The sequence below is a fragment of the Glutamicibacter uratoxydans genome, assembly GCF_050753455.1.
GTDB lineage: Bacteria > Actinomycetota > Actinomycetes > Actinomycetales > Micrococcaceae > Glutamicibacter > Glutamicibacter uratoxydans_A.
In genome coordinates this window covers 1,398,620-1,424,673 of the sequence record NZ_CP192736.1, presented here as the reverse complement: position 1 = coordinate 1,424,673, position 26,054 = coordinate 1,398,620, and the positions used below count along the sequence as shown (strand labels likewise).

General features: G+C 53.9%; 15 protein-coding genes and 2 pseudogenes. 4 read left to right on the top strand and 13 right to left on the bottom strand.

Annotated features, from left to right (window positions below; genetic code table 11):
* The first annotated feature begins 2 nt into the window (after window positions 1–2).
* Window positions 3–782 carry an IS21-like element helper ATPase IstB gene (gene istB, locus ACQQZ8_RS06450; RefSeq protein ID WP_431710131.1) on the top strand — a complete coding sequence of 260 codons (780 nt, stop codon included), beginning with the start codon at window positions 3–5 and terminating at the stop codon, window positions 780–782.
* 78 nt (window positions 783–860) lie between these two features.
* On the opposite strand, the gene ACQQZ8_RS06445 is transcribed toward istB, so the two are convergent.
* The 10 genes and pseudogenes from ACQQZ8_RS06445 to ACQQZ8_RS06400 all read right to left on the bottom strand — a co-directional run bounded on the left by ACQQZ8_RS06445 (window position 861) and on the right by ACQQZ8_RS06400 (window position 13,153).
* Window positions 861–1,130 (bottom strand): transposase family protein, encoded by a 270-nt coding sequence (locus ACQQZ8_RS06445; protein ID WP_431711851.1) that lies wholly within the window; start codon window positions 1,128–1,130, stop codon window positions 861–863.
* A 150-nt stretch (window positions 1,131–1,280) separates the two neighbouring features.
* Window positions 1,281–2,248: pseudogene (locus ACQQZ8_RS06440) on the bottom strand (transposase).
* Window positions 2,249–2,372: 124 nt separating this feature from the next.
* Window positions 2,373–3,077, bottom strand: coding sequence for a hypothetical protein (locus tag ACQQZ8_RS06435; protein ID WP_431711850.1), 705 nt, complete (start codon window positions 3,075–3,077; stop codon window positions 2,373–2,375).
* Between the two features lie 162 nt (window positions 3,078–3,239).
* Complete coding sequence (locus ACQQZ8_RS06430; protein ID WP_431711849.1) at window positions 3,240–4,223, bottom strand: hypothetical protein; 984 nt, start codon at window positions 4,221–4,223, stop codon at window positions 3,240–3,242.
* A 578-nt stretch (window positions 4,224–4,801) separates the two neighbouring features.
* Window positions 4,802–6,090: pseudogene (locus ACQQZ8_RS06425) on the bottom strand (IS3 family transposase).
* A 232-nt stretch (window positions 6,091–6,322) separates the two neighbouring features.
* Window positions 6,323–7,912: a cellulase family glycosylhydrolase gene (locus tag ACQQZ8_RS06420; RefSeq protein ID WP_431711848.1), complete on the bottom strand. Its 1,590-nt coding sequence runs from the start codon at window positions 7,910–7,912 to the stop codon at window positions 6,323–6,325.
* 329 nt (window positions 7,913–8,241) lie between these two features.
* Window positions 8,242–9,861, bottom strand: coding sequence for a phosphoglycerate dehydrogenase (gene serA, locus ACQQZ8_RS06415; protein ID WP_431711847.1), 1,620 nt, complete (start codon window positions 9,859–9,861; stop codon window positions 8,242–8,244).
* Window positions 9,862–10,179: 318 nt separating this feature from the next.
* On the bottom strand, window positions 10,180–11,430 hold the full coding sequence (gene cysN / locus ACQQZ8_RS06410; RefSeq protein WP_431711846.1) for a sulfate adenylyltransferase subunit CysN: 1,251 nt from the start codon (window positions 11,428–11,430) through the stop codon (window positions 10,180–10,182).
* 1 nt (window position 11,431) lies between these two features.
* Window positions 11,432–12,361 (bottom strand): sulfate adenylyltransferase subunit CysD, encoded by a 930-nt coding sequence (gene cysD / locus ACQQZ8_RS06405; RefSeq protein ID WP_431711845.1) that lies wholly within the window; start codon window positions 12,359–12,361, stop codon window positions 11,432–11,434.
* Window positions 12,362–12,406: 45 nt separating this feature from the next.
* Window positions 12,407–13,153, bottom strand: a complete 747-nt coding sequence (locus ACQQZ8_RS06400; RefSeq protein ID WP_431711844.1) for a 3'(2'),5'-bisphosphate nucleotidase CysQ — start codon at window positions 13,151–13,153, stop codon at window positions 12,407–12,409.
* A 194-nt stretch (window positions 13,154–13,347) separates the two neighbouring features.
* Here ACQQZ8_RS06400 and cysC point away from each other — a divergent pair, with 194 nt between their 5' ends.
* On the top strand, window positions 13,348–14,511 hold the full coding sequence (cysC, locus tag ACQQZ8_RS06395; RefSeq protein WP_431711843.1) for an adenylyl-sulfate kinase: 1,164 nt from the start codon (window positions 13,348–13,350) through the stop codon (window positions 14,509–14,511).
* A 131-nt stretch (window positions 14,512–14,642) separates the two neighbouring features.
* On the opposite strand, the gene ACQQZ8_RS06390 is transcribed toward cysC, so the two are convergent.
* The 3 genes from ACQQZ8_RS06390 to ACQQZ8_RS06380 form a co-directional block, all read right to left on the bottom strand.
* Window positions 14,643–16,406, bottom strand: a complete 1,764-nt coding sequence (locus tag ACQQZ8_RS06390; RefSeq protein WP_431711842.1) for an SLC13 family permease — start codon at window positions 16,404–16,406, stop codon at window positions 14,643–14,645.
* Window positions 16,407–16,696: 290 nt separating this feature from the next.
* Window positions 16,697–17,236, bottom strand: coding sequence for a hypothetical protein (locus ACQQZ8_RS06385; RefSeq protein WP_431711841.1), 540 nt, complete (start codon window positions 17,234–17,236; stop codon window positions 16,697–16,699).
* 5 nt (window positions 17,237–17,241) lie between these two features.
* Window positions 17,242–22,224: a PKD domain-containing protein gene (locus ACQQZ8_RS06380; protein WP_431711840.1), complete on the bottom strand. Its 4,983-nt coding sequence runs from the start codon at window positions 22,222–22,224 to the stop codon at window positions 17,242–17,244.
* Window positions 22,225–22,813: 589 nt separating this feature from the next.
* On the opposite strand from ACQQZ8_RS06380, the gene ACQQZ8_RS06375 reads away from it, so the two are divergent.
* Together ACQQZ8_RS06375 and ACQQZ8_RS06370 are read left to right on the top strand one after the other, a co-directional pair.
* Window positions 22,814–24,820, top strand: coding sequence for a hypothetical protein (locus ACQQZ8_RS06375; protein WP_431711839.1), 2,007 nt, complete (start codon window positions 22,814–22,816; stop codon window positions 24,818–24,820).
* A gap of 251 nt (window positions 24,821–25,071) precedes the next feature.
* A complete protein-coding gene (locus ACQQZ8_RS06370) occupies window positions 25,072–25,965 on the top strand; it encodes a glycosyltransferase family 2 protein (RefSeq protein ID WP_431711838.1) in 894 nt (297 codons plus the stop codon).
* Window positions 25,966–26,054: the final 89 nt, after the last annotated feature.

Genomic DNA, 26,054 nt, shown 5'->3' with positions numbered 1-26,054 from the left:
AAATGGTGATCAGCATCAATTCCGCACCACCGCTTCCAGAAGACCTCGAAGCCCAGTTCCGTGCCCTAAGGATGCCACACGCCCGCCTCGCGGCCCCCGAACTACTCGCCACGGCAAAGTCCCAGCGGTGGGAACCGGCCGAGGTGCTGCGGGCCTTACTTCAGGAGGAAACAACCGGCCGTTCCCGGTCGGTGATCGCTAGCAGGCGCAAAGCCGCAGGGTTTCCCACTGGGAAAACGTTCGATACATGGGATCCAACGCTTTCAACCATCCCGGTTGCGACGCAGCAGGCCTTACGAACTTTGGAATGGGTTCAGCGTGCGGAAAACCTTGTGCTGGCAGGCCCTTCTGGCACTGGTAAAACGTTCTTCCTCGAAGCGTTGGGGCAGCACGCGGTGGATGAAGGGCTGAAAGTTGCGTGGTTTACCCTTGAACGCCTTGCCGGGATCGTGCGCTCACACCGGGTCGACGCGTCAGTGAGCAAAGCCGTGGACAAGATTCTGCGTTCTGACCTGGTCATTATTGATGATATTGGGTTGTTACCGGTGCCTGAAGACGCTGCTGAAGCGCTTTACCGGGTGGTTGATGCCGCGTATGAGAAGAGCTCGGTAGCGATTTCCTCGAACTTGCACCCCGCGGGGTTTGACGAGTTGATGCCAAAGACTCTTGCTACCGCGACAGTGGACAGGTTGCTACACCATGCCCATATTTGCCAGACCAGTGGTGACTCGGTCCGACTGACTCAGGCGCTGGCCGGGGCGGGGGTGAGCGCGTTGCACTAGGACGAGTTCCCGGGGTGGACTGCTGTTGGTCACCGCCAGGCTGGAAATTACTTTCACAGTGGGCAGTGGTGGTGGCCGTCAGCGGGCAGTTTTGTTGGCCAATGGTGGGCATTTTTCGTGGCCGCCCGTGGGCAGAAACCAATGTCCCTTGACACGGTGGAAGGTGGAAGGATCCGGGATGCGGTGGATGCCACGGCCTGGTAGTCGGGCGGCGAGGCGGCTCATCTGTCGATATCCGGTCAGTTTGCACATGATGGTGCAGAGCATGATCGCTAGTAGCCATGCGAGGTCGTAGCGTTGGCCTTGTTTTCTGCGGGGATCTTCAACGGCTTTGAGGGCTTTGATCAAGCCTGAGGGAATGGTGGTGAGGGTGTCGTAGGACAGTGCCGGCAGTTCGTGTTAGCGTTCGATGAGGTTCTCGAGAGATACTTGCATACGGAATTCCTGTTGGAGAAGGTTTTGCTTGGTCGCAAACATTCTTAACAGGAATTTCCTTGATTAACAACCCGGTGTCATGGACGGGTTTCCCCTAGTCGGTGTGTGTTTTATCGAAGAACGCAACAGCCCTGCCGCAACCGTAGACTTAAAATCATTACGCTGCACATTACTGATCGCGTTCTTCCATCATTGAACACATGCTCAATCGGGTGATGATCCGGCGCGTAGGGCGGGAAATTGATCAAATGAATATCCTGCAAAGTCTGCCCCGAGGCCAGTTCTGCTTGGATCAGCTTGTTCTTATGCCAGGAAGCGTTATCCCACACGATCATGATTTTCTTCCCTGGCTTCAGCCCTACCAGCGTTTGCACTGCTTCCAGGATGGTGGCACTGTTCTGCCACTCCACTTTTAACACGGTTTTCGTGTTCTTCTCATACCAGGCCTTGCGCACCACTGCTTCCTGACCGATACACACCTCATCCGCAGTGAACACCACTGTGTTCTCATCAACCAAGGGGACAACCAATTCTTCACGGATTTCTTTGATCCGCAGGTCAATAGCCTTTGCATCAGCTCGTCTGCGGTCAAATTTCTCCGGCTTATGGAAGGACTGTCCACCCATGCGCAACAGGAAGTGATACGAAGAATCAGAGGCGTACTCGATGTTGAACGTGGTCGATAACCAGTGATCCAATTTTGGAACATCCCAGAACTGGGCAGGAAGATACTCATCTCCTGGCGGTTACGAGAGCATCTGGGTGACTGTTTCTCGTTGCTCTTCGGTGAGGAAGCTGCGGTTCAGGTTTCCCGCATGCCCGGTTAACAACGAGGCCATGCGCGGCTTGTGCCAATCTGTCACCCAGTCATGAAGGGTCGAGGGCTCACGGTCCACGAATTCCGCAACAATTTCCGGGGCGACATCCCGAGAAAGTCAGAGCAACGCTTCGGCCTTTTTCATCACGAGCTTGTGCGGTGCATTAGCTTTATACTCTTTGAGTAGCCGACGTTCTTCATCAGTGAGTTGCACCTGCCACTAGAAATAACATTCCGGTATTGCTGGGATGGATTAAACGCGCCGTGACCAATGCTTTTTCAGAACCGCTTTCGAAGTCAGGAAGCCATACCTATTTAGGAACACTACTTGGCTTAGCTTATGTCAGAAGACGCGCTACCATTCTCCGAAGACGAGGCATGTACTCATCACGGGGCGGCACTACATGTCCAACACCCCAATCGCCCAGTACGAACTCGGCATCGCTCCGGCCCTTCACTACTGACGAAAACTGAGGATAGTGGTTCTCGAAGTAATTCTTGTCTTGTCTGTTTTGTAAGTAGACCACTCGATTACCTGGAGGGAGAGCATAGAACTTAGCCACGTTAGTAGGAAGCTTGTTTCTAAGTTTTACGGTGTCCCATCCTGGGTACACGAATGAAGCATATTCGTCGAACCAAACAGGAGGTACCAATAAATCAATTCGAGGATTCATCACCAAGCATGACGAACTTGGGAACATCGAACTGTACATGAGAGCCCCGAAACCGCCCGCGGAGGAACCGAAAAATAGAAGCTTCTCACCAGAACCGGTTTGGAGTGCATGACGCACAATAGCTGGGACCAAGGTCTGAGTTCGGACTCTTCGAGTATTCAAGTACCAGAATGTTGATAGGCCTTCGTTGCCACCAACTGATGGGTCAGCAAAGCATAAGTAATTCGCGCCGAGCTTTTCGGCCATGGAGCGGCTGGTGAAGAACGGATACGTTTCAAACGAAGAAGGCACAGCCGCTGGAAAAACTACAAAGGTGACTTTCGATCCACGATCTTCATAGAAGAAGTCAAACCAGCGGTTGGTTTCCATGATCGAAGATAAACCCGGTCGGATGCGTCTAGATAGAAAGGATTCAAGGTTTTTGAAACGAGACACCCCATCGTCAATATATTGTTCTGTGTCGCGTCTTCTTGGATTTAACATTTTGCAGAGTCCCTGTCCAAATAGGTGTCAATCATGAAGCGTCTGACCTTACCAAGTTTTGTTGAGGTCTGGATGCTGAGCTAGGTTCTCGGCCCGCACGGCTTTTAGATGCTCAGGAATGACACGATTGGCTGGCCGTTGCCACCTATCCTCGGGCGTGACATTGGCGCGAGCGCTACGTAGGCGATTCATTGCGAAAGAATTTTCTGCGTGCCAGTACTCTGGCGGCATATTAACGTGCCCCCCGCCAGTGAACGGCCTAGAAATTGCGAATTGCCCCCGCAGCACTGAGAATGCACTTTCGTGCGACGCGCCAACTTCGCGCATGAACGGCCTCAACTGGCCATCAACATGCGAAGTGTCACCCATGTTCTGCACGTACTGGACAAGGTTGTTTCTATGCCACGCGGGGTCGTTATACACGTCTGCAATACGAAACCTCTCCGGGCATTCTTCAAGGATCCGTTCGTATGTCCAATTTCCCCAGCCGGCATCGCGAAGAGCGATAGAAAGAGGCCCAGGCATGTAGCGAAACAGGTCCGTTTGAGGCATTTTCGGTACTGCAACAGCGTTGTTGAACCTGGAAGCGAAACGCAAAGAAGTATATCCGCCACCGGAAGACCCTTCCACGATGAGGAACTTTGCCTTACAAGCTTGCATCATTCGACGGACGAGAAGCTCCATCCAGTCGTCCGGATTGACGTCAGGAGTGCCCAGATACCAAGCAAGAAGTGACCTGTCGCTGATCGTCAAGGTCGGGTCCGAGAAGAGAATGAATGAATCACCCGAGTTCCGCGACATACCCAGCGGAGAGAACTTGTGCCCACGTGCTTCTTTCGATGTCTTAGCGGCATGAAATGCTATGCGCAACACGTCCGAACCGGTCTTAGAAAAACCGACGTAGGTACCGAGTTCCATGTTGTCGCCAATGTTGAGCGTGTAGATTTGCTCGCGATCACCTTCGACTGGCTGAAAGGACTCGAACGAACTTAGTTTCTGAATCGGAACTTTATAGAAGGGGTGCGAGGGCAAGGTGACTCCTTTTTAAATCTGAACCTACTTAGTATCCCAATAATTGGGTCGATACAAGAAACTGACGTCGACTGTTGGTTTAACAAACCGGAATTAGATTACTACGTAGGTCGTACGAAAGGTACGTAGGTCACTTATGCGTGAATGGCTTGGAAGTCTTTGGGCTGTCAGTTTGGTGGCCGGACTGGAATTACAAATAGCTATTTCTGGAAGTAGAGGCCGACTCACAGTGTTAAAAGGATCCAGCCTACATGGTAGGTCCAACGCTAACGGATCCATTTCCAACGCGACGTGCTCACTGACCTGATACTGCGACCGAAAACCTTTACCGGTATGTTATTACGGGCGTTGAGCCTTGAAATCAGAGCTTTGTATATCTAGTACACGAATACTTTAGCGATGCTCCCAAGCCGACCAAGGTTACGGCCCGCAACATATCACCTTGGTAAACAACTCAGTGCCGACCAAGTGCTCACAGAAATATACGGCTTCGGACAAACTTGCCCTAAGCTGCACACGGTACCAGCTGAACGTCATACCCAAGACGTTCAAGCTCTTTAACTGAACCGTCCCGGAAATCATGCCGCCGTCTTATGTGCGGCAGCGTCGGGTAACGAGCCTGTTATTTCATCATAGTAGGCTTGCTCAAATTCCTCGGGAGTTTGGTGATCCAGCGAGGAATGCAAGCGATCATTGTTGTACCAAAACACCCAGTCGAAGACGATCTCAATGACATCTGATTCGGTCTTCAGTGCACCAGATCTGAATGGCGATCCCTTGGCCACGGCTTCATTCTTGAATAGACCCATCACAGTTTCGGCAGCGGCGTTATCGTACGCTTAACCGACGCTTCCGATGGAAGGAACCAAGCCTTCAATCTCCAACGTGTCGGTATAACGGATCGAAGTATACTGCGATCCTGCATCTGAGTGATGCAGAAGCCCCTTGTCAACTGGTCTTTTAGTGTGTTTGCGACGCCATAAAGCTATCTTTAAGCATTGTTCCACGAAGGCCGTGTCTTTCACAGTGGAGGTTTCCCACCCAACAATCGCCCGTGAATATAAGTCAATCACCAGCGCAACGTAAACGAACCCGGAATACACCGGTACGTACGTGAAGTCCGTGACCCAAATCCGGTTGGGTGCCTCTGCGCTGAAGTCTCGATTTAGCAGGTCACCGGCTCTGTGGCCGTCTTTGCCGGGGATTGTGGTGCGGGTCTTACGTCCACGAATCAGGCCATTCATGCCTTCATCTCGCATGAGCCGATCCACGGTGTGCTTGGAGACCTCCGCGTGACCGTTGCGCCGCAGCCAAGCAGTCATTTTCCGCCGGCCGTAAAGGATTTCTGGTTTCGGTCTTCCTTTACTGTCTAACTCTTTGAGGCTGCGTAACGTGTCAATGATCTTCGCGTCCTCAAAGGCGCGCAGGGCTGGCAAACGTGTTTTCCAGGCTCTGTAGGTTCGTGCGGCAACCTGCACGCCCTGCGATCGCAGGACGGCGCAGATCGACTCGACCGCATGACCTAAAGCTCTTTGTTCGTCAATGAACCGGCAGATTAGCGGCGGCGAGGGTCGAGCTCCCTCGCGAAGAAAATCGAGGCAGCCTTCAAGATTTCGTTGGCTTCCTTCAAGTCCCTGTTTTCGGCCCGCAGACGCTTGAGTTCGTCTTGCTCATCGGTGGTCGAGCCTTCTTTTTGGTCGGCATCAACCTGGGCTTGAAGAACCCAGCGCCGTAAGGATTCTTTACCAACGTCCAACTTTGGGGCCAATGCCTTGCATGCAGCATAAATGGAGGGATATTCGGAAAGTCGATCCATCACCATGGCTACAGCACGGTCACGAACTTCGGCAGGGTACCTCTTGGGCATAGTTACTATCTTTCTCTCGAAAGACAGCGGCATCAAATCCGGGACGGTTCATTGCTACCGGCCGACCCACCCATATGGGATGGAAAGTTTAAATGAAAGACACCTTGCGAGTGAAGCTTTTAATGAGTTAGATCTAGGGGTGGGACTGCTGATTCTTATCCTGCATGTTAGTCCCAGATCAGCCACCTCAAAACTCACAAACTTTTAAGTGCCTGTTTACCCTACGTTTGCACTACTTCTCGAATTCAAGCACTGTCGCGCTACTGGCCAACAATTCGATCCCCAACAATCCTTTCTGCGAAACCGATAGGCTACCGTCGCTCTTTTCTACGGGCAACAAGCCGGTAAATTTGGTCCGGCTGCGACTAGCATTTTCCGGTGCGCTTATCTGGGCAGCACGCACCCTAGCATACCCATCAGGAATTTCAATAGTGACAGGGCTAGAGGAGTATTTTGCAGCATCATTTTGGTTCACAATGGTTACGAGAATGCGACCCTCACTGGTCTTTACCGCATAAGCATGCACATCCTTATCTCCGGACATTGCGACTCGCAAGAATTCTCCCCCAACGCTAATACTGGCCAGCTGCATTGCCATGTAGTTTGGTTGTGCAAGAATTTCCCCAGTACCACCCAATCCGTCGCCTGTCTCGGAACAAATTGGTGACATGGGGGCACCACCCCGACAGGCACCAAGCATGGAATGCATATTCATGCGTTCTACGCCCTGTTGAGCCGCGCTAAGAATCTGTTCTACCGTCCACAATGCTGTGGCATGAGTCTTCGAGGTGTTATTTGTCCCAGGACAACTAGTTGAACCGGTTTCTTCTACCCATAACGGCAAATTCTCTGCTTGAGCTTTGCTAAGTCCGATCCCCAGCATTTTCTTGGAGCTGTTTTCGACGATTGGGTCTAATAAGTTCTGCCATTCAGGTCCTCTACTTGGGACATCGGTAGCTGTACAATCATAAGTCGCATAATAATGTTGTGTTAGTGCCGCAGTATTGGGTATTTCTGCGTCTAGGAATGCAGTCATCCAGGAACCGTCGAATACTCCGGGCCCAATCAGCGGCGTTTCGTTCCCTACCACGGCTCTAATTTCTTCTGCGTACGCTTCGACCTGTTTGACGTATTCTGCTGTTCCCCAATCATCAGATTTGCGAATCTGTAATCCGGGCCGATGCTGGGCTGTATAACCATTGGGTTCGTTTCCAATAGAAATGCCGATTAAATTATCGCCGAAGATTTTACTAGCATGTTTTGCCATGTCGGCGCCGCGCTCAGGTGCGAAATCGCCAAGGGGGATACCGATGGTGACCTTTGCGTCTAACAGCTGTACAGTCTTCATTACCTTTTTAAAATCTTCAGGCGTAATCAGTGTCTTTCCTTGCGGAGCTTCTTCCCCGGTAGAACTCCAAAATACTTGCCGGTCCAGTGAATTTCCACCAAAACGCAACCCAGGACTGCCTAAGCGTTGCAACGTCTCATCCAGGTTGCCAAAGTCCGGATCCCAGCGCGGATCCGTAAGTTCAACAGCCTCAAACGAGAGACCAATATTGTCATCGCTAAGGGTCGTACCCGACGCGTCGTTCTCGATCGTAATATTTACGGCTGGTCTCTTGGGATGGCTGTTGAACTTTTGGGAGAAGAATTGTTCGGCTCCAGGAGTGGGCGTCGTTGAGCTTCTTGTGAACGACTCCTCTTCATAAGAATCGATATGATCAGCTTCGGTGTTTGACGACGAACAGCCTGCGATCAAACTGCAGGTAAGAAGCACAACAGCAAAACTTGTCCATTTCGATTTCAAGTAAGGTTCTCCCATTCGATCAGTTCTTCGAATCCGTGTTTGTGTGACGGGGTAACGGTACCGACGCAGTTATACGCTACCGCTCAGGTCCGGCCTAACTAACACTAGCCTGAACCCCTAGGGCCGACCGACCAGTGACTCTGCTCGTTGAATTCCATCAAATTGTTGAGGTACCTGCCGTCAAGTTTAAAGATGAGCGCTCAAAAGTACTAGGATCGGCGGATAGAACGACCAAATATACCAATAGAAAAGCTCCCTGAATTTAGAACTGAATTCTCAGTTCCATTTTCAGGGAGCAGTTCATTTAGAAACGTCAAACAGCAATCTCTAAAAAGCTATTTCGATTAATCTGCCAAGTTGATCTCGCGAGCGACGCTGGCTCCGATTGCTGCGCCAACGACGTCGAGAACCCCGGCCGGCAGTGCGGAATCAATATTGATCACCGCGACAGCTTCGCCACGTGCTTCATCGCGCGAGACCTGCATACCGGCGATGTTCACATTCTGCTCCCCCAAAACGTTACCCAAGCTGCCAACGATGCCAGGGCGATCGGTGTAGCGCACGATGATCATATGATCCGAAATTGGGATTTCGATCTCGTAGCCATTGATGCCGACTAGCTTTTCAATCTGCTTCGGACCGGTCAAGGTACCAGCGACCGAAAGCTGGGTGCCCTCGGTGGAAGCACCCTTGATGGTTAGCTGGTTACGGTACTCTGGTGAATCCGGGCTGGTGATCAAACGAGTGGCAACGCCACGCTGTTCGGCCAGTACTGGCGCATTGACGTAGGAAACCTGATCCGAAACCACGTCCATGAAGACACCTTTCAGAGCCGACAGTTCCAGGGCCTTGACGTCGAGGGAAGCGATTTCACCGGCAACCTCAACGTCAATGCTGGTCAGCGAGCCTGTGGCCAAAGCGTTGAAGATACGTCCCAGCTTTTCGATCAGTGGGATACCTGGACGGACATTCTCGTCAATGACTCCTCCGGCCACGTTGACCGCATCCGGTACCAGTTCTCCGGCCAGCGCCAGTCGTACCGACTTAGCTACTGATACACCGGCCTTTTCCTGGGCTTCATCAGTGGATGCGCCCAAGTGTGGGGTGACGGTGACATTGTCAAACTCGAAGAATGGTAGGTCGGTGCTTGGTTCCTTGACGAATACGTCAATACCGGCACCAGCGATTTCTTCGTTCTTCAAGGCTTCGTAGAGTGCGTCTTCGTCTACCAGACCGCCGCGGGCCACGTTGATAACGTAGGTGCTCTTCTTCATCTTGCGGAAGGCTTCTTGTCCCAACATGCCGACGGTCTCTGGGGTGCGTGGCATATGGATGGTGATGAAATCGGACTGAGCCAGTAGTTCATCTAGGCTCAATAGGGTGACGCCCAGCTGCTGGGCACGGGTGGGGGTGACATATGGATCATAGGCCACAATCTCCATACCGAAACCCTGAAGCCGCTGTGCAACGAGTGCACCAATACGACCCAGTCCGATAATGCCGGCTTTCTTTTCAAAAAGTTCAATACCGGTGAAGGAGCTGCGCTTCCATGCACCGGATTTGAGCGAAGCGTTGGCTGCGGGGATGCGGCGGGCAAGGGAAACAATGTGCCCCACGGTCAGTTCCGCTGCAGAGATGATGTTAGAGGTGGGCGCGTTGACCACCATGACGCCGGCCTGTGTTGCGGCCTTGATGTCTACGTTGTCCAGACCAACACCAGCGCGAGCAATCACCTTAAGGTTCTTGGCTGCAGCAATCGCTTCGGCATCTACCTGGGTGGCCGAGCGAACGAGGATCGCGTCGACATCGGCGATGGCTTCGAGCAGCTGGGAGCGGTCGGCTCCGTCCGTCTGACGAATTTCAAAGTCGGGACCGAGTGCAGCCACGGTTGCAGGAGAAAGCTGTTCGGCCAGAAGTACTACGGGCTTGTTGTCAGACACAGGAGGGCACCTTTGCGATTTCATTGGGCTGGATGCTTGCGCAGGGAGCGTCCATTACGGATCGTTCCCACGCAATAGATTATCGCCCCGAGGCCTTGATTTCGGGCGATTTGCAGGATATTACGCAATCCCAGAAGGACTTTGTGAAAACTTTCACTTAGTAGCTATAATCGATTGACATCTGTGATTTCACCCGTCGGCACAGCCCTGCACGGACAAACAGTGATTCTTTTCTTCTCAGCGGCGCACACCGGAAACTCTTCAATTCACACGAAGAACATCTTGTTGCTAATCGCCGAGGCTTAGCAACAAGATGCTCAGGAAATTTATCTGTCCTACTCGTTATTCGGCTTCAATAATCATTCCAGCCGCCACCGTGTTGTTCGTGATCTCGTCTATCAGGATGAATCCACCCGTAGTCCGATTCTTCTGATATTCATCAGCTAAGAGTGGCTGTGTACTGCGCAAGGAAACCCGTCCAATCTCATTCAAACTGAGCGTGCTAGCTTCCTCGTCTCGGTGCAGCGTGTTGATATTCAAACCATAGCGCAGTTCCTTAATCAGCACTCGGGCCGATTTTGTGGTGTGCTTAATGGCGAGTTTCTGCCCGCTTTTCATCGGCTTTTCGCCCATCCAACAAATCATCGCTTCGAAGTTTTGTGCCACCTTCGGTTGATTATTGGGTCGAACGATCATGTCGCCGCGCGATATATCCACATCATCGTCCAAGCGCACGGTCACCGACATGGGTGGATAGGCCACCTCAACCGGCCCATCGGCGGTGGAGATTTCTTTAATCGTTGACGGTAGCCCACTGGGCAATACCGTCACTTTGTCTCCCGCTTTCATCACCCCGCTGGCTACTTGGCCGGCATAGCCACGGTAGTCGTGGTAGTCATTGTTGTGCGGTCGGATCACATATTGCACGGGGAAACGCACATCCACCAGATTCGAATCACTGGCGATCTGTACATGCTCCAAGTGATGCATCAGCGAAGCGCCTTGGTACCAGGGCATATTCTCCGAACGGGACACTACGTTATCTCCGGTGAGTGCGGAGACTGGGATCACTTGAATATCGGCGATATTCAGCCGCGCAGCATAGTCCGTAAACTCTCGGCGGATCTGGTCAAACACCTCTTGCGACCAGTCAACGAGATCCATTTTATTGACCGCTACGACTAGGTGCGGTACTTGCAGCAGTGACACCAAGAATGCATGCCGCCGAGATTGTTCGACCAGTCCTTTGCGGGCATCAACCAGAATGATCGATAAATCCGAGGTTGACGCACCAGTGACCATATTGCGGGTGTATTGAATATGCCCGGGTGTATCGGCAACAATGAATTTCCGATTTGGCGTAGCAAAGTACCGGTAGGCCACATCGATGGTAATCCCTTGTTCGCGTTCGGCACGTAGCCCGTCCGTCAGTAACGCAAGGTCGGTATATTCGGTTCCGCGTTCTTGGCTGGTCTTTTCCACCGATGCCAATTGGTCGGCAAAAATGGCTTTGGAATCAAAGAGTAGACGCCCGATCAGAGTACTCTTTCCATCGTCCACTGAGCCAGCGGTAGCAATGCGTAGCAGATCCATTTTAGAAGTACCCTTCCTTCTTGCGGTCTTCCATCGCCGCTTCGCTGACTTGGTCATCACCACGCGTAGCCCCACGTTCGGTGATCCGTGTAATTGCCACCTCGTCGATAATCTCCGCGCTGGTCCTGGCCTCGGAAGCCACCGCGGCGGTCAAACTGGCATCTCCTACAGTGCGATAGCGCACCAGCTGGGTCCGGACTTCTTCGGTGGGGCGTGGCTGACAGAACTCGTGGACACCGAAAAGCATCCCGTTGCGTTCAAAGACTTCACGCTCGTGGGCAAAGTAAATCGAGGGAATCTGCACGTTCTCGCGGTGGATATAGTTCCAGATATCCAGCTCGGTCCAGTTCGATAACGGGAATACGCGGATACTTTCCCCATAGTTCAGCCGACTGTTATAGAGCCCCCACAGCTCCGGCCGTTGATTCTTCGGGTCCCATTGACCAAACTCATCACGGAAAGAGAACACCCTTTCTTTCGCCCGAGCTTTCTCTTCATCCCGGCGAGCACCACCCATGAGTGCATTCAGTTCGTACTTTTCAATGGTGTCCAGCAGTACCGGGGTTTGGATCCGATTGCGCGAACCATTGCGTTCTTCAACCACGGCACCGACATCAATGGCCTCCTGAACTGAGCCCACGATTAGCCGGACTCCGCGCCGAGCCACTTCGGCGTCGCGAAAGTCCAGTACCTCTTGGAAGTTATGCCCGGTATCAATGTGAACCACCGGAAATGGGATGGATGCTGGAGCGAAGGCCTTGGCAGCCAAATGTAAAAGCACCGCCGAGTCTTTGCCGCCGGAAAAAAGTAATCCAGGTCTTTCCAGTTCGGCGACGACTTCACGAATGATGAAAATCGATTCGGCTTCGAGCGCGGAGAGCTGATCAAGCTGATAGCGCATGCCCGTAGCAACGGAATTTTTGAGTTTCATTGATTAATCCCCCAAGGTCAATGAGTGCACTGATATTCGATTTGCTTAGTTGTAGAACCGGATGGCTTCTAGGAGCCTGTCCTTGAGTTCGGGCCGGCACACGAGCAAGTCCGGCAGGTACGGGTTTTCTTGGTTGTAGCGCAGGACGCTCCCGTCAATACGGCTGGTGTGTAGTCCCATGCCGGCGGCCACGGCTACCGGTGCCGCCGAATCCCATTCATATTGACCCCCGGCGTGGATGTAGGCATCGACCTCACCGCGTACCACCGCGCACACCTTATATCCAGCTGAGCCCATAGGTATCAGATCAAGATCAAGCTGTTGCGCAAGTTCGTGGATCAGTGCCGGCGGACGGCTCCGCGATACGGCGACCCGGATGGGGCTCCCCTTCGCTGTTGGCTGCCGCTCAATGACTGCATCAGTACCGAGCACGACCCCTAGCCCGGGTAAGGCTACGGCTCCGGTCACCAGCTTCCCGCACTCCCATAAAGCGACGTGTACTGCCCAGTCGCCGCGATATTCAGAGTATTCGCGGGTCCCGTCCAGGGGATCAATGATCCATACTCGGCTACTATGCAGGCGTTCTTTTGTATCTTCGGATTCCTCGGAAAGTACCGCGTCATCGGGATAATGCTGACGCAACTGCTCACTGAGGTACTTTTGCGCGGCACTATCCCCAGCATCTTTGAGTTCTTTGCCGGTTACTCCGCGTGCTTGAGCGGCTACTCGCAATTCGAGCAGCCGCTGGCCCGCGCCTTGAGCAAAGGCACGTGCGTACTCTAGGTCCCCCACAGAACATCCCCCTTTTGTCCCGTTATTCACACGAGTGATCCCCCAAAGATCATGTCGTGTTGAGCCATAGTACCCACGTTTGTGCCTCGGATCATAGGGGTATAGCGATTTCATTGCGTTTACGCCTAAGCTCTGTTCGAAATGCCCAATGCTCTCTAGTGTGGTGTTCATAGCGATGTTTCAGGGGGGACCGGATGGATAGCGACGCTCCAGAGCTCATTGATGTTCCGTTGCGGCAATTGGATGAGCCGCTGCTGGATTTGTTGGAACTAGTGTTGGGGGGGCTGGTTTCAAAGTCGGTACTCGCCTCGCGGTTGACCGCCGAACAACCAGAACTCGCCACGGCGAAGAGCGTGCCTGAGGGACCGGAAATCTTGGCGGATCCGGATGGCACGGGTTTAGCTTTAGTGCGGTGGGTACGTGATGACGTTCCAACACCTCAGACGGCAAGAATTAGCGAAGTGCGAGCCCTAGCGGCGCCTGAGCACGGAGTATTTCGGATGTTGCGGGTCACTGGCTCACTGGGTGATGCGCCGGTGATACTTTTTAGTCAGCCACCGACCCTTGCGGAGCTTGCCGAGTTACGTACCCGGAACATGTTGCTGCCTGACACGGTATTCTTGCTTGTTCTCTCTAACCCAGCCAACGAGCAGGGCACCACGGCATCACAAATTCAGCAGTTAGAACATGCTGCGCAACTTTTTACCGGGGTTCGAGCTCGGTATGTGATTATTCCTGCTGAGGTTGGTCCTGCTGAACTACTGAAACGAATCTCCCCGCGGATCATTAGGGACCTGCGTGTAGCCAAACCTGTGCGGGCAGTGAGAAGCGGGACTGTCATTATGTTCTCCGGTCTATCTGGTTCGGGTAAATCGACATTGGCGCGAGCCGTGCGCCAGCAACTTCAAGTGGCTCAAAGTCATAGGCCGATTCTGCTAGATGGTGATGATATTCGTCGTTTTATCTCCAAAGGGCTGGGCTTTAGCCGCGAAGATCGTGAAACAAATGTCGAACGTATCGGCTGGATCGCCGCACGCATCAGTGAATCCGGGGGGATTGCCTTATGCGCTCCCATCGCACCCTTCGCAACGACACGAGCCACGGTACGTAAGCACGCTTTGGAAGTCGGAAACTTCCTACTCATACACGTCAGTACCCCTCTGGAGGTTTGCGAGGCTAGAGATCGCAAGGGACTCTACGCCAAAGCTCGCGCCGGTCTGCTTAAAGATTTCACCGGTATCGATTCACCTTATGAAATACCCATGGATGCAGACCTGTCATTGGACCTATCAAAATTATCGATCGCGGAGGCAACCTCGCGAGTGATGGAACTCTTAGCCTCGGAAACCGACTCTTAACGCACTGCCACACATTTGGCACACAGGTCGGTGTTCAGGTCGGTGCGCGTCTTTCAACGGAATGACGCGCAGACGTGTATTCGGGTCTTTCAAGACATCCACAACTGCTCTGCTACGCTCTTCTGCAGTCCTTATAACGGCCAGACCGCCGGAACCACGGTGAGAGTTACTAAAGCTGTCACCATGCTCATGGGAATCCCGATACGAATAAAGTCGCTAACACGATACCCCCCAGGACCCATCACCATCAGATTCGTTTGGTAGCCAATCGGGATAATGAAGCTAGCTGAGGCGGCAATCATGACGGTGATTGCAAATGGCATAAAGTTGGCTCCCACCGAGTCTGCCACAGCCATAGCAATAGGAAAGACCAGGACCGCCGCTGCGTTATTAGTTAGTATCTCGGTAAAGATCAGGGTCAGTAAGAAAGTCAACGCCAGAGCACCCCAAGGTCCAACACCGACGGAAAGCATTTTTGATGCAATAAATTCGGCGGCACCAGTCTTTAGCATGGCTGCACCCAAAGCGAACGAAGCCCCGATAACTATGATGACTTGGGTGTTGACATAGCGTCGAATATTGCCCACTGCCAGGCAACCGGACAATACCATGGCGGCAGCCGCGAGCATGGCCGCCTCGATTACCTGCAAAACTCCGCTGGCATTGAGCAAAATCATGGACAGGAGAATGCCTAACGCCCACGGTGCCTTCCGGAAGTTTGCCGGCGGATTATTGTTGATATTACTGACCAGCATAAAGTCACGGCGAAACCTGTAGCGGCGCACGAAATCCGCCCCGGCTTCCAGCAATAGGGTATCGCCTACCCGTAATTTCACATCCCCGATCTTTCCACGCAACATTTCACCTGATCGAGAGATCGACAGGATCACTGCTTGATAGTTTGAACGGAATTTACTTTCCTTCACGGTTTGACCAATGCCAGCAAAGTCAGGTCCTACAATTGCTTCCACAAGTCGCCGCTGAGAATGCCGAACCTTAAGTTTAGTGACGTCCCCACCGTTCGGGTTCAGTCCGCGGACTTGGCGAAGCTCTCCAGCGCATTCTGGCGCCCCGACAAAGATCAACACATCTGCGGGTTCTAGGAGAGTTTCCGGGGTAACTTCCTCCAATTCACAACCACCGCGCTGCACCTTGGCCAAGTAACCATGGGTGAGGTTTCGCAGTCCGGCATCGGCCACAGACTTTCCCGCCAAACCACCGGATTCGGCGACACTAAACTCAACCGCATATTCACGAGCTTGTTGTAATTGTTCCAGAGCACTTCGACGTTCTGGCAGAAGCTTATTTCCAAACAGGTACAGTAGCAGTCCCCCGGCAAGAGTCACCGGAATTCCGACAACGGCTATATCAAACATTCGTAGCGTTACGCCCTTCTCGCTTTGGAGTAGGCCACTAACCACAAGATTGGTGCTTGTTCCAATCAGCGTTATGGTGCCACCAATAATTGCCATGTAGCTCAACGGAATCAGCAGTTTTGAGGCTGGAATGCGCAGCCGAGATGACCAATCTTGGATAGCGGGCAAGAGCATGGCTACCACTGTCGTGTTGTTAAGGAAGGCACTCATTGCTCCAACCGGCAGCAACATGCGCAGGTAAGCTCCGCGTATGGAGCTTGGCCGGCCTAAAAAGTGTTGAGTAATCCACTGCACGGCCCCAGTTTCGGTCAGCCCGGCCGCTACCACGTAGAGAACTGCCACCGTGATGACGCCGGGATTAGAAAAACCGACAAAAGCCTCGTCTGGTTCGAGGATACCGCTGACCATCAGAGTCAGAGCGGCACCCAAAAGGATCAGATCCGCACCTAGCCTCGTCAAGGCCAAGGCAACTAGCACCAAACCCACAACGATCAGCGTAAAAATCGCGTCAATCCCCACAATACTCCCCTTGTATTGTCAGCACCGCGAGCTGCGAAAGTCTGCTACCCCCTTCGCTAACCGGTCCCCCGACCGGTCACGCCCTCCCCCAAGCGTGCCACTACGGTGTGTCTCATCATGTCAAAGCATCGCCCCAGCGTCCAGATGCGGTGTGGATTTATTTCTCCGCAAAGCAGCCCAGAAAGGGCCTGCGAGACAGCCAGGAGCATGGCTGTGTCCCAGAGGCCTTGCTACGCGCCTCCGGGACACAGCCAATTATTCGTGATACCAGTGCCTAACTTTCGCTCCGCTTACTCACAGCCAGTTCCTTCCCGCAGTTTGTCCAAGGATTCTTCGCCCTGGGCCAGTAATGAGGCCGTATCAGCATCCTCAGCTTCCGCCGCGGCTAGGACGGTACTCCATTCACGCTTGATTTCCATAAACTGCTGGGAGTACTGATCCATTTCTGGATCACCTTCCAACTCGTCTAGGGCATCTAACCAATACCGCATGGCATCCAACCCTCGCGCGTCCACGTCGTCGGCGATCTTCTGGAACTGCTCGTGAACATACGTGCACCCGGTAGTCTCACCTTCGGGCCAGTCCGAAGGCTTACTATCTTCGAAACTCAACACCGGAGGAACCTGTTTTTCGGCCTCCAATTCGGCAATGGTGACTACCTCAGCTCCTGACTGTCCGTCCGATGCCGATTGTTGGTTACCAAACCACCCGGCTCCTTGAGCTAGCCACAAGGCGAGCAGGACCGCAGCGGCGAGAAGCACCACCAGAAGCGTGCGCATCCGTCGGTGGCCGGTGGCTCGCTTTGTGCGTTCTTCAACTTTGCTACTCATGGTGCTTATTCCTTCCCTCTCAAGGTGATAATCATGCTCACCGTACGGTGCGCTGAATTATCGGTGGTAGCCAACAAGTCGCCCACCGTACCCGCAGCAACCGGACCATCACTATGCGCGACCAAGGAAGTGATTCGACCTCCACCAGAACCACTGGTGGCACCCAACGCCACCAGTCCAGGCCCCGGGGTCAACTCATTTGTGATGCCACCTTTATCGGCCCAGAAGCCGATGGCCAGCACTCCTTCACCGGTAGCAGTGGCTGAAGGAGTGAACTTCTCTGTTCCGGCATCGCGTATCAGTTCGATATTCACGTCCTGGACCCAGTCCTCACCGATCCCGCGATAGGCCAGCAGATGCATGCCGGTCTTCGCGATGGAGCTCAGTCCCAGAACTACGGTACTTTCGGGGTCCGAGACCTCGGCCACTTTGGAATACAGGAAGGTTTGCGTCCCATCCTGTATCAAGGAATCCTCCAGCGTCCAGCCGGTGACCCCGCTGGGCTCGCTGACGGTGGGATTGGACGAGTTCACCGTAGCCATCAGCAGCAACCCGTCGCCTTCGGTCACTTGAGCCGGCACTGCTAGCTGCGGAACGCTGCTGGAAAGGTTTGTTTCTGAGGCAGCTACAAACTCCACCGTCTCACCGACTCCCGGTTCGGGCTCCGGATCAATGACGATCTCTTCGACAGTCACTTCCTGTTCCACTGCCGTCGAACTGGCACCGGAATTGTCGGTTACTACTAGGCTGATGGTGTAGGTGCCAGCTTCGGCGTAATTGTGGCTGGCACTCACCCCATTCCCGGTATTACCGTCCCCGAAGTCCCAGCTGTAGCCAGCGACTTCACCGTCTGGGTCACTGGAAGCAGAGGCATCGATACTTACTTCCAGCCCGTCACTGCTAACCGTAAAGTCAGCCACTGGGGGTTCATTGAGCACAATTGGCGCTCCACCGCTTGGGTTCAGCACCACCGACCAGACGGCCGTCCGAGTAGAGGACTGCTGTAACTGTGCGATCGCTCCGGGGTGTTCTCCAACAACCATTTCCACACGATCGCTGACTGCCGAGGTCATTCGACCACCACCGGTTCCTGCAGCGGTACCACGAACCGTGTCGCTCTCCGGTGGGGTCACCGGATTCTCCACGCTACCCTTATCAGCCCAGTAACTGACCACGGTACTACCGGCTTGTCCCACATTCACCGACGGTGCCTGCTTCTCAGTGCTGCTACTGGAAGTGATCAATCCATTGGCTTCCTGCACCCAGTTATCTCCGATCCCGCGGTATACCAAGACATGGATCGACGTCTTGATGGTTCCGCTGGTGGCCAGCGTAAGCTGAGCACCGGCATCGGTGGCCGCGGCTACCTTGCTAAACGCTCGGGAGTGCACTCCACCGGTTGCCTGCTCCCCGAGTTCTTCCCATCCGGTGACCCCACTGGGGTCAGCCATGGTGTGACCTGTAGAGTTCGAGGCCGTCAGCAGCAGCAAACCGTCACCGGCCTGGATGCCCGATGGCAAAGTGACCCTTGCCTGGTTACTGGTCATACTCACCTCGGCGGAATCAATGAAGACCAGCGGTTGGACTTCCGCCGCTTCATAATCCACAGTGGCGCTATGGCTACCGTTCCGGTCGTCCGTGACGGTCAAGGTGATGGTGTAGGTCCCGGCTTCAGCATATTCATGCTCAATGCTTGCTCCAGACTGGGTCGTACCATCGCCCAGATCCCATTCGTAACTGGCAATCGCACCATCGGTATCGGTTGATCCGCTGGCATCGAGGGCCACCTGCAGTCCGGCACCAGTCAAACCGATCGCTGCCTCAGGCAGTTGGTTCGGCAGTTGTTCGACCGTGACTTCTTGAGTGACCGTGGCCGTATCGCCACGGTTATCCGTGACGGTCAGACTGACCTGGTATTCACCGTCCTGTTCGTACGTATGGTTCAGGAATATTCCATTGGCGGTATTGCCATCCCCAAAGTCCCACGAGTATGAGGTGATCGATCCATCCGGGTCGCTAGAAGCCGAAGCATCCACTCCAATCTGCAGTCCATTGGCTTGCAGTGAGAATTCTGCAACGGGCAGCTGATTGGCCGGCGGCTCGTTGCTACCCAGTGTGTAGTGTTCGGCAATAGTTGCCTCATCCATCGGGTAGCCGTAGATGGCGAACTCATCCAGCGCACCAATGAACCATGCCCTGCTAGGACCAGACCAGCTGGTTTCAGCCCCGACTTTCCAGTACCCGGTAAAGTTCTCCGCGGATGTTGCCGCATGGCTAGCACGCAGAGTTCCATCAACGTAGAGCTTCATCCCTTCGACACCTTGCGTGGCCACCACATGGTGCCACTGATTGTCATTGAAGGTTTCGTTGGTCGTCGCTCGAGCCTCGGAACCAGGATAGGTACCAAAGACTAATTGACCGTTATTCAGCATGAAGATCTTACGGTCATGCTGACTTGAAAGCTGATCATTCCGGTTACCGAAGGAAGCCAATGTTCCGCCCCCGGTGGTATCAGTCTTGAACCAGATTTCAATAGAGAATGGACCAGGATTGGTGGCGGTACGATTACTGGCCAGCCAGCCGTAGTTGAACGACTGATTATTGGACAGTTCGATAGCCGCGTCACTTACCCCGGCGAGCGCACCCTCAGCGCCACGATTCACTGAACGGTAATAGGTACCTTCGTTGCCGGCTCCACTGGAATCGGCCGCGGTGTTACCCTCTGATTCACCCAGTCGCCAATACAGATCTGGTTGATCGTTATACACTGCTGCCCCATAGACATCAGCAGGTGCAACCGGCCCGCTAAACTCGCCTCCGAGCTGGATCAACCGGCTACTAGAAGCGGTCTCACCGGTGCTGGTGGTGATGGTCAACGTGACAGTGTAGTTACCGGTTTCGGTATAGCTGTGCTGTGCAAGTTCACCGGTGGCGGTTGTCCCGTCGCCCAGATCCCATTCGTAGGAGCTGATGCTGCCTTCCTCGGTGTTACTGGAGGAGGCGTCAAAGTTGACGAGACTGCCGCTCACAGTGGTGTCAAAATCGGCCCGCGGGTCCGGTACCGACACCGACTGCTGTGGCTCGTCAGCCGCGTAGAGGAAGGCATCCCTAGCACTCCAGTCAATGCCATCAATCTGCGGCCCGGATTCTGTTTGCTTAGAATCCGGAACCACATTTCCGGCCTGGGCATCCCACTGCCACGAAGACAGATTACCTGTGTTATCGGCTACCATCAGCTGATCACCGGAGAGGAATACCGCGGTGGTCCGTCCCCAGTTCAAGGACGCACCATTGGATGGGGAAGAATAGACTTCCGCGCCCATGATCTGGCTTTCGGGGACGAAATACCGATAGTACAAGGTGTTCGAACCACTACGAGTGAAATACAACCGGGCACGCTCCGAGTCATAAAATGCTCCGGTCATGTTCGCCAGTTCACTGACGAAGGCATTTAGTCCCAAGGTATCAACCGCTTCGGAAGCACCAAAGCTCGTACCGTTGAAGGAGCGGCGCTGCATGGTCCCGTCGTTGTGCGCCGTGTAGAGCACTCCGTCGATCATGAATCCGGCACGCACCTGTGACCAGTCAGTTCCGGTCTCAATCTCGGTGCTACTGGCTACGCCGGCCGGTGAGAAATCTCGTTGGACCAGCACCTGTTCATTGTCCTCAGAGCTAGCCCCGATAACGTAGAGCGACTCGTCGAGGCTTCCAATGTTCTCATTTGGATACTCGGCGCCGCCAGCTAGTGGCATATAGGCCATGCGACCTCGGTATTGCCATCCAGAGATACGATCGGTGTCACTGGTGATCCACATGCCGCCGGTGTTAGCCGCCAGCTCGTAAACCCCATATCCGCGGGTTCTGCCCGGATCCCAAGTGAATGGGACACCATTACGAACATCAAGTGCGGCTAAGCCTTCTCGCTCCACCGCTCCTGGCCCCCAGCGGTCACCGGCATAGGGATTGTTCATCCAACGCTGATGTCCACCCACATAGACGGCACGGTCGGTGATCGTCACTGCCGTGAGTGTGTCTCCACCGGTGTAGTCGACCCAAGTGGGGCTGATTCCTGAGCCGGTTTGTGAGCTTTCAAAACGTGCCGCCGTGTCACACAGGGTTCCAGCGAAGTAAGCGCCGGTGGTGACAACCACGAAAAACTCACCGTCCGGGGAGTACTCGACATCACGCATATAGGTGTTGAAGGCACCGGCGCAGGCCGGTGCGTAGCGCTGGGTGGACCAGTCCGCGAGGGATGCTTGCCCATTCGACCCCAGGTCGAGTTTGGCGATCTGGCGGCGTTCTTGCCCCTCAGTCTGCTGGAAATTTCCCATCACAATCATTTGTGATCCGTCCGGGCTGATGTCCATACCGTAAATGGTCATGGCACCCTTGCGGGGTTCTGCAAAGACCAGGTTAACGTCCGGAAGGAGAGCCCCGCTATTGGGGTCCAGTCCTGCCAGCAGTGTGCGTGAATTACTCCCAACGGCAGTAAAACGACCAACTGCGTAGAGAACACCGTTGGCCAGCTGCACCTCGGCGACCCGCCCATTAAATGCGGGATTGCCGAAACCCGAGACGCGGTTGCCGGTCACGGCATTCAGTTTGGCAACCTTGCGAGCGTTGTCGCCATTGACTGAGTTGAAGTTACCAGCAATAAAAATATTGTCCCCATCATTTGCCGAAATGACATCGGTTACCTCACCATCCACGGCAGGTACGAAGCCGGAGTTGATCTGGCCACTGGCTGTATTGAAGGAAAAAATATTATTCCGGGTCATCACCGGGGTGTTATTTCCCGGATTGCGCACCTGACTGAAGTTACCTACCGCAATGGTGTTGGCCCCGACCTGCACCACACCGGTGACGTAACCATCGATTACATGCGGTGTGTTGTTAGACGGTTGGTCACTGACCAGATTAGGGTGTTCACTTACTTCGGCACCTTGCGCTACGGTCGGTACCGTCAGCGTGACTACCATCATTGCCATGGCCGCAATTAAGGACAAAATAATTTGGCCCAGACGGCCTCTGGGCTTCCCACGACGTAGTTCCATTAAGAACTCTCCCCATAAGTTGTTGTGATCCCCCACCTCACCTGGCACATGGTTTCGCTCAGATTCCATGCTTCCCAATCCCCAAGAGTGGTGATGCTCTCACGTTAGGCTCTTGGCGCCAGAAGCAAAACCAGAATCTATGTGAATTCAAGTAGTTAAGAGCAAAGTCGAGTATGCCGTGAGGTTTGTGATTAGGCCTGATGACCGTTAGGCTCCGTGTTCGCTACCTTCTTGGCACGCAAGACCTCATTGTGCAATGGTCACTTGTTTTCGGCCACACTACTGGTTAGGCTCAAGTATCTTGGTGCGGCTCGGATTGGGGTCCGGTAACCGCACCGACAAGTTGCACTGTGACTTTCTTGCTTGGGGGGCTAAGGTCGTGCAGATACTTTTGAGGTCCTCTTCCGCAGCACGTGAGGATAAAACTGGTTCCAGACCTGTGTGGTATCGGCATGCTCATGCACCACTGACAATAGTTCTTCTAGGTTTTCCACTGTGGTGGCTACTGGGACTTAGCTCAATCTTGCCAATTCTGATTGCGATCCCCTTCGCCCGTCAATTGTTCAAAAAAAAGGTTCTGGTTCCGCGAGGTTTCGGCTGGTGGATCCTCTTCTTGATCTGGGTTGCCGCCGGAGTTTTCCTGCTCTGGGCAAATGCACCGGATGCTGTACCCGGCGGAGGGCCTGGCCGCCTACTCGTATTTTTCTATCGGTGTCTGTGGTACGCCAGCTGCACCATCGCCTTGTTGTGGATCCTCAACGCTCGCAAGGATCAGGTCTCCGATTCATGGATTGTGCGCCTGCTGGGATGGATGTTCGTTGTCACCGTGGGCGGTGGATTGCTAGGAATGATCGCTCCGCGCTTCGAAGTGACCTCGCTAGTTGAAATGATTTTGCCTAGTTCGATACGGTCCAATAGTTTCATTAGTTCCTTAGTCCATCCCGCAGCTTCGAGCCTGACGAATTTCTTGGGGCGTGAAGAGTTTCGGCCCATGGCGCCCTTCTCCTACGCCAATTCTTGGGGTAGCAATCTGTCGATGTATTTGCCTTTCTTCGTCTTGGGCTGGATCATCGGACGTCGCGGTTGGCAGCGGATTCTTGGCGTGCTCGTCTTGATCGCAGCGGTACCCCCGGTGGTGTATTCAATGAACCGAGGCCTATGGGCGTCGCTGGGAGTCGGCGCATTGATCCTTGTTGTCTATCTGATCTTGCGAGTCCCACGTAAACAACGCCTGCGCCTCATTGCCTCCTTGAGTGCCGCGTTGATAATTGGTGCGGTGGGCTTCTCCATGAGTCCGCTAGCCGATAGCGCCACTGAACGGCTCGATAATGCGCACAGCAACGAGCGTCGGGCCCAGCTATTGACGCTCTCGGCAGTTAGTGCTGCAACGGGTTCTCCAGTTGCAGGATTTGGCACCACCCGGGACGTTCAAGGAAATTTCGCTTCCATCGCCGGCGGAGGCAGCGCAGACTGTTCGGCCTGCCGAGTTCCTCCCTTGGGCACCCAAGGCCACATTTGGTTGGTAGTTTTCACTCAAGGTGTGGTGGGGCTGGTCTTTTTCCTAGCCTTTTTTCTGCACCAAGGATTGGCTTTTCTACGCGCGCGCACGCACCTGCAACTCTTGGCCTTATCCGTGTTGACCTTTTTTGCTTTGCAAATGTTCATCTACGACACCTTAGGAACCCCGCTGCTGACCATCATGCTGGCAATCGGACTCGCGTGGCGTGAATACCACGACACTCACCCAGGTTCATTACGCGAATTAGGATCCTACTTTCCGCATAATCGTACGAGCAAATTCATGGTCGCTGGCACCGTAGCCTGCGGGTTGCTAGTCGGTGGGGCAATTACTGGGCTCCGTCCACCGGTGTATTCGGCGCAAACTTCCATCCTTCTTGCGCCCACGCCCTTGCACTTATCGGCCATCGAGTCTTCCAGTCCACGCAGTATCACCGTCGATACTGAAGCGGCTTTGGTGTTGGCCGATCGTACGGTGCGTGCTGTTCAAACCCGGTATCCCGAGCTGGGTTACTATGATCTGCGCGAGCGCGTAGAAATTACGGCAACGGCAAACACCCGAATATTGCATCTGAAATTCACCGATTCAGATTTGGCGCGAGCCGTGGATGTCACCGACATGCTCTCGCGCAACTACTTGCAGATGCGACAGGAATACTTAACGGACCGCAGAAATCAGATACTCAATGAGTTACAGGATCAGTTGTTGACTTTGGATGTAGTGAATACAGCAGAGGATGGTGACCCCAATCTGACTGCGGATGAGAGCAGGCGCGTCTTTCAAGAGACCGTTATCGATCTAACGGTTAGTGATACCACTGCCGGTCAGGTACTTCGTGCCCCGGAAGGGAAAACAGCACGCAATCAGCCAGAGGTCTTGATTGTTTCACTCGGACTGGTCGGGTTATTAGGCGGCTTAGCACTTCATCGATTCCGAAATCATAGTGCAGCAGCCATTGAGTCTCAGCTCAGTCGAGGCACAAAGCCACGGCGGACAGGACAGGAACGATGACGATTCAACGGACATTCACTGACCGTGGCCTACGCGTGGGCATAGTTCGAATTCGCGGGGGCACCGCCGTGGATCAACGGGCCATGCTGATCCTTTCATGGCCATGATCTCGAAGCCAGCAGAATTTTCGGGGACCCGACGCCCTGGTGAGCAATACGAAAACGAAAATATTTGGGGGAAAAATGACGTATGACATCTCGGCTCAAGAACGCCCTAGCTCATCTGCGCAAGATTCAACGAAACCGGGGCGAGTGAGCGTGGTGATTGCCACGCATAACCGTCCTGAATTACTGAAGCTCGCCATTGCGGGAGTAATTGAACAAGACTATGCCGGAGAAATCGAACTGATCGTGGTCTTCGACAAATCCGATCCTGACAACTCCTTGGTTACCTCCGAGGAGCGTCGATCGATACGAGTAATCACCAATACCAAAACGCCGGGGCTAGCTGGGGCCCGTAACAGTGGCATCATGGCGGCGACAGGTCACTATGTTGCATTTTGCGACGACGATGATATTTGGTTGCCATCCAAACTCGCTAAGCAGGTGGCCCTGCTGGAAAATTCTAAAGCCTTAACTGCGATCTCGGGGATCATCATTGACTATGGCGATCACTCCAATGTCCGGATTCCCTCTCCTCAGGATATGACTCTTGCACCGATGGTTCGACGACGCGTCATGGAGGGACACCCGTCCTCAGTAATCGTCAAACGTGATGCGCTCTTAGACAAAATAGGTTTGGTCGACGAAGAAATGCCAGGTAGTTATGGAGAGGACTTCGACTGGATCTTGCGTGCAGTCCAAGCGGGACCGATCGCCGTGGCAGAAGAACCACTGGTAAGAGTGCGTTGGGGGTACTCACAATTCTCGCAACGCTGGGAAATTATCATTCAGGCCTGCGACTACCTGTTGAACAAACACCCGGTGCTCGGTTTAGACCCGCGAGGTAAGGCCCGTCTACTCGGGCGTCAAGCATTTGCCTACGCTGCGCTAGGCCACCGCCAGGCGGCACTGCGTACCGCCTGGCGGACAATACGGCACTCGGCACGTGAGCGACGCGCCTATCTAGCGATCGCGGTCTCGCTCGGACTGGTCTCCGCTCAAAAACTACAGGACTTAGCGCACCAGCGCGGCCGCGGAATCTAGACACGGTAGGCCCGAGAGACCAGTGAGGGCGTGGGCTGCAATTAGACCACGCCCTCACTGGTGATTGTGGTGTCACGGACTATCTACGA

Bases quoted from the DNA above. Each gene is read 5' to 3' on its own strand.
- cysD (WP_431711845.1), bottom strand. From the start codon at position 12,361: ATGAAACTCAAAAATTCCGTTGCTACGGGCATGCGCTATCAGCTTGAT.
- ACQQZ8_RS06435 (WP_431711850.1), bottom strand. From the start codon at position 3,077: ATGGAAACCAACCGCTGGTTTGACTTCTTCTATGAAGATCGTGGATCG.
- cysC (WP_431711843.1), top strand. From the start codon at position 13,348: ATGGATAGCGACGCTCCAGAGCTCATTGATGTTCCGTTGCGGCAATTG.
- ACQQZ8_RS06385 (WP_431711841.1), bottom strand. From the start codon at position 17,236: ATGAGTAGCAAAGTTGAAGAACGCACAAAGCGAGCCACCGGCCACCGA.
- serA (WP_431711847.1), bottom strand. From the start codon at position 9,861: ATGAAATCGCAAAGGTGCCCTCCTGTGTCTGACAACAAGCCCGTAGTA.
- istB (WP_431710131.1), top strand. From the start codon at position 3: ATGGTGATCAGCATCAATTCCGCACCACCGCTTCCAGAAGACCTCGAA.
- ACQQZ8_RS06420 (WP_431711848.1), bottom strand. From the start codon at position 7,912: ATGGGAGAACCTTACTTGAAATCGAAATGGACAAGTTTTGCTGTTGTG.
- cysN (WP_431711846.1), bottom strand. From the start codon at position 11,430: ATGGATCTGCTACGCATTGCTACCGCTGGCTCAGTGGACGATGGAAAG.
- ACQQZ8_RS06380 (WP_431711840.1), bottom strand. From the start codon at position 22,224: ATGGCAATGATGGTAGTCACGCTGACGGTACCGACCGTAGCGCAAGGT.